An 8,122-nucleotide genomic window follows, 5' to 3' on the forward strand; every position below is an offset into this window, starting at 1 on the left:
CATCGAATATTTGGGCCGGATCGACCATCAGGTGAAAATCCGGGGGTACCGGATCGAGCTGGGCGAGGTCGAATCGCAGTTGTTGAAGGTGGAGTCGGTACGAGAAGCGGTCGTCATGGCCCGTGCAGATGAAACAGGCCAAAAACAAATGGTGGCGTACTATGTCGCCGGTCAAGAGCTCGGAGCCAGCGAGCTGAGAAGTGAGCTGGGCCGGGAGCTGCCAAGCTATATGGTGCCATCGTACTTTGTACAGCTGGAGCAGATGCCACTGAGTCCGAACGGCAAAATCGACCGCAAGGCACTGCCAGCACCGGAAGGCAGCCTGCAAAGCGGGGCGGATTATGAAGAGCCGCGCACCGCACAGGAACGGGCACTCGTGGCAGTTTGGCAGTCAGTATTGGGCGTGCAAACCGTCGGTATTTTGGACAATTTCTTTGATCTGGGCGGCGATTCAATCAAGGCAATTCAAATCGCATCCCGTGCGTTCCAGGCAGGCTACAAGCTGGACATGAAGTATTTGTTCCAGTACCCAACAGTCGCAACACTGGCACCGCATATGCAAGAGGTGAGCCGTATTGCAGATCAGGGAGAAGTGAGCGGGGAAACCGCTTTGCTTCCGATCCAGCACTGGTTCTTTGCACAGGAGCGCGAGCGTCCGCAGCACTTTAACCAGGCGGTCATGCTCTATAGCGACGAGGGCTTTGATGAGACAGCGGTTCGCCAGGCAATGGATCATATCGTGAAGCATCATGATGCGCTTCGTACGGTTTTCCGTCAGGTTTCATCCGGTTACACGGCTTGGACACGCGGTGTAGAGGAAGGCGCACTGTATACGCTGGAAACGGTGGATTACCGTGAACAGGCAACCTATGCGGAAGCGCTGGAAGCGAAGGCAACTGAAATTCAAAGCAGCATTTATCTGTCCGAAGGACCTCTCGTGAAACTGGGACTGTTCCGCACAGCAGAGGGGGATCATTTGCTCGTAGCCATTCACCATTTGGTGATGGACGGGGTGTCGTGGCGGATTCTGTTTGAAGATTTCTCTACAGGCTACGAGCAAGCGCTAAAAGGTGAGTCTGTACGTTTGCCATATAAAACGGATTCCTTCCAAACATGGGCACGGGAGTTGTCGTCTTACGCCAACCGTCCTGAGGCTGCATCGGATGAAGTCTACTGGCAGCAGCTGGAGCAGTCCAAAGCTGATGCTGCGCTGCTGCCTAAGGATTTTGCCTATGAGGGCTCCTTGAATGCAGACAGCGAAGTGCTGACGGTGGAGTGGACCGAAGCTGAAACCCAACAGCTGTTGAAGCAGGCACATCGCGCCTACAACACCGAGGTCAATGATTTGCTGCTGACCGCGTTAGGATTGGCGATGCATAACTGGACAGGCGCAGGGCATGTGTTGGTGAATCTGGAGGGACATGGTCGGGAAGCGATCCTGCCAGAGGTGAATATTACACGTACGATAGGCTGGTTTACGAGCTTGTATCCAGTGCTGCTAGACACGGGTGCCAATCTGACGCTGGCAGAGCGGATTAAAGACACGAAGGAAGGCCTGCGCCGGATTCCGCATAAAGGGCTGACGTATGGAACGTGGCGCTACTTGTCCCATGCGTCCGCATCGGATGGAGCGCGTGCAATTGCAGCAGAACCGGAAATCAGCTTTAACTATTTGGGTCAGGTCGATCAGGATCTGCAAAACAGCGGAATCACGTTGTCGTCCTACGGTGCAGGGGAGACAGATGATACACATTCACCGTTGCTGTACACGCTGGATTTGAACGCGATGATCTCGGAAGGCATGCTGCGATTGACGATCGCTTACAGCCGTAAGCAGTATCGCAAAGAAACGCTGGAACGTGTAGCGGGACTGTTGCAATCCGCTTTGCAAGAGGTGATTACGCATTGCGTCGCTCAGGAACAGCCGGAGTTGACTCCGAGTGATGTGTCCTTCAAAGGTCTGACGACTGGAGAGCTGGAACAGATTGCGGAGCAGGCTGCACGTACAGATGAGCTGGAAAATGTATACGCACTGACGCCGATGCAGAAGGGTATGCTCTTCTACAATCTTATGGATTCGCAATCGGGAGCTTATTTTGAACAGGCATCCTTTGATCTGCAAGGACATTTTAATATCCCTGCTTTTGCGGCAAGCCTGGATGTATTGGTGCAGCGGCATACGGCACTGCGCACGAACTTCTACAGTGGCTGGAAGGATGAACCGCTTCAGGTCGTGTACCGCAACAAGCGCAGTGAACTATATGTAGAGGATCTGCGCGATGTGGAGGAAGAGAAGCAAAACGAGTACATCCTCGAATATACGCGCAAAGACAAGCAGAGGGGCTTTGATCTGGCGCAAGACGCTTTGATGCGTGTCGCTGTTTTGCGGACAGGTGAGGATTCGTACCGTTTTGTATGGAGTTTCCATCATATCGTGATGGACGGCTGGTGCTTGTCGCTGGTGACCAACGAAGTATTTGCGAGCTATTTTGCGATACTGGCTCATAAGCAGCCTGAGCTGGCACCTGTAACGCCGTACAGTCAATATATTGAATGGCTGGAGCAGCAGGATCGTCAGGCCGCATCAGACTACTGGAGCAAGGTTCTGAAAGGATATGAGGAACAGTCCCGCTTGCCACAGGCTAAAATCCAGGGTAAAACCGGATATCAGGCGGAGCGTCTGGACTTTGACTTGGGTGCGGATCTAACGGCAAGCATTCAGCGAATCGCCAATCGTTATCAGGTAACCATCAATACGTTGATGCAGACCGTTTGGGGCATTTTGCTGCAAAAATATAATGGCACAGATGATGTGGTGTTTGGCAGCGTGGTATCTGGACGTCCGGCAGAAATTCCAAATGTGGAGCACATCATTGGTTTGTTTATCAATACGATTCCTGTGCGCATCAGCAGTCATGTGAATAGCTCATTCTCAGACGTGATGAAGCAAACCCAGGAGCAATCGATTGCTTCCCATGCCTATGATACGTACCCGCTGTATGAAATTCAGGGGCTGTCGGAGCTGAAGCAGGATTTGATCAATCATATTCTGATTTTTGAGAACTATCCTGTTGAGGAGCAAATTGAGCAATTAGGTAACGGTGAAGAGTCCAGCTTTAGCATCACAGGGGCCGAGTCTGTGGAGCAGACCAACTATGACTTTAACCTGGTGGTAATGCCAGGGGACACGATCCACATGAGCTTCGGTTATAATGCGCTGGCATTTGAACGTGAAAGTGTAGAGCAAATTCAAGGTCATCTGGTGCAACTGCTGGAGCAGGTGGTAGCGAATCCGGACATTCGGGTACATGAGCTGGATATGTTAAGCGAGCAGGAGCGCGAGCAAATTCTGGGTGCATGGGGGAATACGGCGGCTGAGTATCCAAGCGAGCAAACGATCCATGGCTTGTTCGAGGCACAAGCAGCGCAGACGCCGGAGCAGGCAGCGTTGTTCTTCGAAGGAGAGTTGTTGACCTACCGTGAGCTGAATGAACGCGCGAATCGTCTGGCTCGCACTTTGCGCAGTCAAGGCGTGACGAAGGATCGTCTGGTGGGTCTGATGACTGAGCGCTCGGTGGATATGATTGTGGGCATCTTCGGGATTTTGAAAGCCGGGGGTGCATATGTGCCAATCGATCCGACGTATCCGGAGGAGCGTATCCGCTACATGCTGGATGACTCGGGTGCGAAGCTGCTGTTGACGCAAAGCCATCTGGTGGGCAACGTAGCTTTTGACGGCAACGTGCTGGTGCTGGATGGAGCGCAGGGTGTGTATCACGAGGATGGTTCCAATCTGGAGCCGTTGTCCGGTCCAAACGATCTGGCGTATGTGATTTATACGTCGGGTACGACGGGTCAACCGAAGGGCGTTATGCTGGAGCATCACGGGCTGTGCAATCTCAAAGCGTATTTTGATCAAACACTTCGGATCAGTACGTCGGATCATGCGTTATTGTTCGCCAGCTATTCGTTTGATGCGGCTTGCTGGGAAATCTTCCAGGCGCTGTTCTGCGGAGCTACGTTGTACGTGCCAACGTCAGAGACGATTTTGAACTACGAGCGGTTTGAGCAATATATGGCGGATCATCAAATTACCGTGGCAGCCTTACCGCCGACCTATGCGGTGTATCTGGAGCCGGAACGGATGCCAAACCTGCGTATTTTGTTCACTGCCGGTTCAGCGTCATCGACAGAACTGGTATACAAGTGGAAGGACCAGGTGGCGTACTACAACGGCTACGGTCCAACGGAAAACTCGGTAGCGACGTCGATCTGGCCGGTATCCGAGGATGAGAGAGCAGGCCAACTGATTTCGATCGGACGTCCTGTGCCGAATCATCGGGTATACATGGTGGATGTGCATGGACATTTGGCTCCGGTAGGCGTAGCGGGTGAGTTGTGCGTGTCTGGTCCGGGTCTGGCCCGTGGTTATCTGGATCGTCCAGAGCTGACGGCTGAGAAATTTGTACCGAATCCATTTGCGGCTGGCGAAGCGGGCTATGAACGGATGTACCGTACAGGTGACTTGGCGAGATGGATGCCGGATGGCAATATCGAATATTTAGGCCGGATCGACCATCAGGTCAAAATCCGGGGCTACCGGATCGAGCTGGGCGAGGTTGAGGCCCAAATGCTGAAAGTGGAAGATGTGCAAGAGGTCATCGTACTGGCCCAGGCAGACGAGCAGGGGCAAAACCAACTGGTGGCGTACTATGTTGCCGAACGGGACGTGAACGCAGGAGAGCTTCGTAGCTTACTGGGCGAGGAGCTTCCAAATTACATGGTGCCTTCGTATTTCATCCAGTTGGAGCAGATGCCACTGACACCGAACGGTAAGATCGACCGCAAGGCACTGCCGGCACCAGAAGGTAGCCTGCAAAGCGGTGCGGATTATGTAGAGCCGCGTACAGCGCTGGAGCAGACTTTAGTTTCCATTTGGCAGGCTGTATTAGGGGCCAAGAGAGTCGGGATTTTGGATAATTTCTTTGATCTGGGTGGAGATTCGATCAAAGCGATCCAGGTATCCTCCCGCTTGCTGCAAGCTGGCTACAAGCTGGAAATGAAGGATTTGTTCCAATATCCTTCCGTATCGCTGCTGAGTGGTCATGTCCACAAGGTCAGCCGTACAGCCGATCAGCGGGCGGTTTCGGGCGCGGTCAAGCTGACCCCAATTCAGCAATGGTTCTTTGGACAATTCTTAGCAGAGCCGCATTATTTCAACCAGTCGGTGATGCTGTATAGAGAGCAAGGCTTCGATGAAGCCGCATTGCATCAAACGGTGACCAAGGTGACCGAGCATCATGATGCGCTGCGCATGGCCTTCCATCAGACCGAACAGGGCTATGAAGCGTGGAATCGTGGCTTGAACGAAGGCAAGCTCTATAGTCTGGACGTTGTTGATTTGACGGGCGTCGAAGACGCTGCGGACGTGGTGAGAGCCATTGAAGAGAAAGCGAATGCTATTCAAAGTTCCATTCGTCTGGACGAGGGACCACTGGTCAAGCTGGGACTTTTCCGTTGCACGGACGGAGATCATTTGTTGATCGCGGTTCATCATTTGGTCGTAGACGGCATTTCATGGCGGATCATATTCGAGGATTTTGCCACCGGATATGAGCAGGCGGTTCGGGGAGAAGCGATTCGTCTGCCATATAAAACGGATTCGTTCTCCGCTTGGGCAGAGCGATTGTCTCAATATGCGAATAGTCCAGCCATTGAAAACGAACGCGAATATTGGCAGCATCTCGCCCAAATGGAATTCGCATCGTTGCCTAAGGATCAAGAGAGCGCGGAAGGACAGCATTCTCTGATCAGAGACAGTGAGATTGTGACTGTGGCTTGGAGCGAGCAGGAAACACAACTGCTGCTTCAGGAAGCACACCGTGCGTACAACACAGAGGTCAATGATTTGCTGTTAACCGCACTCGGTACGGCGTTATACAACTGGAGCGGTCAGGAGCGCTTGCTGGTCAACCTGGAGGGACATGGCCGGGAAGCCATTGTTCCAGATATCGACATCACACGTACAGTGGGCTGGTTTACAAGCCAATATCCGGTGCTGCTCGATGTTGACGGCAAGGCAGAAGTCGGTCAGCGAATCAAACGGGTGAAGGAAGATCTGCGTCATGTGCCGCAAAAGGGCATTGGCTACGGTATTTTGAAATATATGTCTCGGGGTGATGCCAATCCTTCCTTAAGCTTGCAGCCTGAAATCAGCTTTAACTATTTGGGACAATTTGATCAGGATTTGGAAAATGGTGACATCGCGTTGTCTTCACATGCAGGTGGAGAGCCGATGAGTGACAATACCGCTCTGGAGCATCCACTGAATGTGAACGGGATGATTACAGCAGGCGTGCTGACGTTGGAAATTCGCTATGACAGCAAGGTATATCATCAACAAAACGTGGAAAAATTTGCACAATTACTGCAGGAGAGCTTGCAGGAAGTGATCGTTCATTGTGCCTCCAAAGAGTGGAGCGAGCTGACACCAAGCGATGTATTGTTCAAGGGCTTGACGTTGGAGCAGCTGGAACAATTGACAGAGCAATTGGCTTCTGTGGGTGAACTGGAAAATGTCTATGCGCTCTCGCCGATGCAGAAGGGGATGCTTTTCCATAGCTTGATGGAGCCGGAGTCAGGCGCATACTTCCAGCAAGCGTCGTTTGATCAAAAAGGCAGCTTTGATGTAGCTGTTTTCCGGAAGAGTCTGGATTTGCTGATACAGCGTCATGAAGCGCTGCGGACGAATTTCCATATGTTTGAGACAGGGCACAGTGAGGAGCCATTACAGATTGTGTTCCGTCACAAAGATAGCGACCTTTCCTTCAAGGATTTACGCGGAATGCAGGAAGCGGAGCAAAAGGCGTATATCCATGCGTTCAAGCAGGAGGACCAGGCTCGGGGCTTTAATCTCGGTACGGATGCGCTCATGCGCGTACAGGTATTGCAGACTGATGAAGAGACGTATCACTTGGTATGGAGCTTCCATCACATTGTTATGGACGGCTGGTGCTTGTCGCTGGTGACAGGTGAAGTGTTCGGTACGTACTTTGCGCTGGTGGAGCAGAAGCAGCCGGAGCTTGCTAATATCACCCCATATGGCCAATATATCGAATGGCTGGAGCGTCAGGATGAACGTGCGGCAAAAGAGTATTGGAGCAGCTATTTGGCGGGCTTTGAACAGCAGACTTTGTTACCTGGCTCGGATGCTTCATTAAAAGAACAAGCCGTGGACAGCAGGGAAAATGCTCCATCCACTACAGCTAGTGAAACCAGCGAATATATTTCTGAAAAAATAACGGTGGAGCTGGATCAAACGTGGAGCGAAGCCATGTACCGGATTGCGAAGCAGCAGCAGGTGACGATTAATACGCTGATGCAAAGCGTGTGGGGCGTTATTTTGCAGAAATATAACAACAATGAGGATGTTATTTTCGGTAGTGTCGTATCTGGACGTCCGACAGATATTGCTGGTGTAGAGAATATGATCGGTTTGTTCATTAATACGATACCGGTTCGGATTCAAAGTGAACGGAATGCCACTTTTGTGGAGGTTATGCGGAAAACGCAGGAGCAGGCACTGGCCTCGGGAGTATACGACAGCTTCCCGCTGTATGAGATTCAGGCGCTGACGGAGCAGAAGCAAAATCTGATTAACCACATTATGGTGTTTGAAAACTATCCGGTAGAGCAGCAGGTGGAGCAACTTGGCGAAGTTCGTCCGTCCGCTTTTGAAATTACGAATGTAGAGGTTGTCGAGCAAACGAATTATGATCTGGACTTGATTGTGATGCCTGACGAAGTCTTCAGCATCATGTTCAGATATAACGCCAATGTGTATGATCGGGCTACGATAGAGCGTATGCAAGGACATGTATTGCACGTGATCAAGCAAATTGTGGACAATCCGCATATCCGTGTGAATGAGCTGGAATTGGTAACAGCGGAAGAACAAGCGCAAATTATTCAGGTTTGGGGCGATACGGCGGCAGCTTATCCGCAGGATCAGACGTTAAGTGCGCTGTTCGAGGAACAGGCGGCACGAACACCGGATCAGGTGGCGGTGCAGTTTGGAGCAGAGACGTTGACCTACGGTGAACTAAACGAGCAGGCCAACCGT

General features: G+C 51.8%; 1 protein-coding gene. It reads left to right on the top strand.

Translation table 11 applies throughout. The annotated features are described in order from the left end of the window. The coding region (locus tag ACWXW9_RS28725; RefSeq protein ID WP_494932168.1) for an amino acid adenylation domain-containing protein at nucleotides 1–8,122 on the top strand (8,122 nt) is incomplete at both ends.

The sequence above is a fragment of the Paenibacillus sp. LT-B23 genome, from assembly GCF_059417685.1.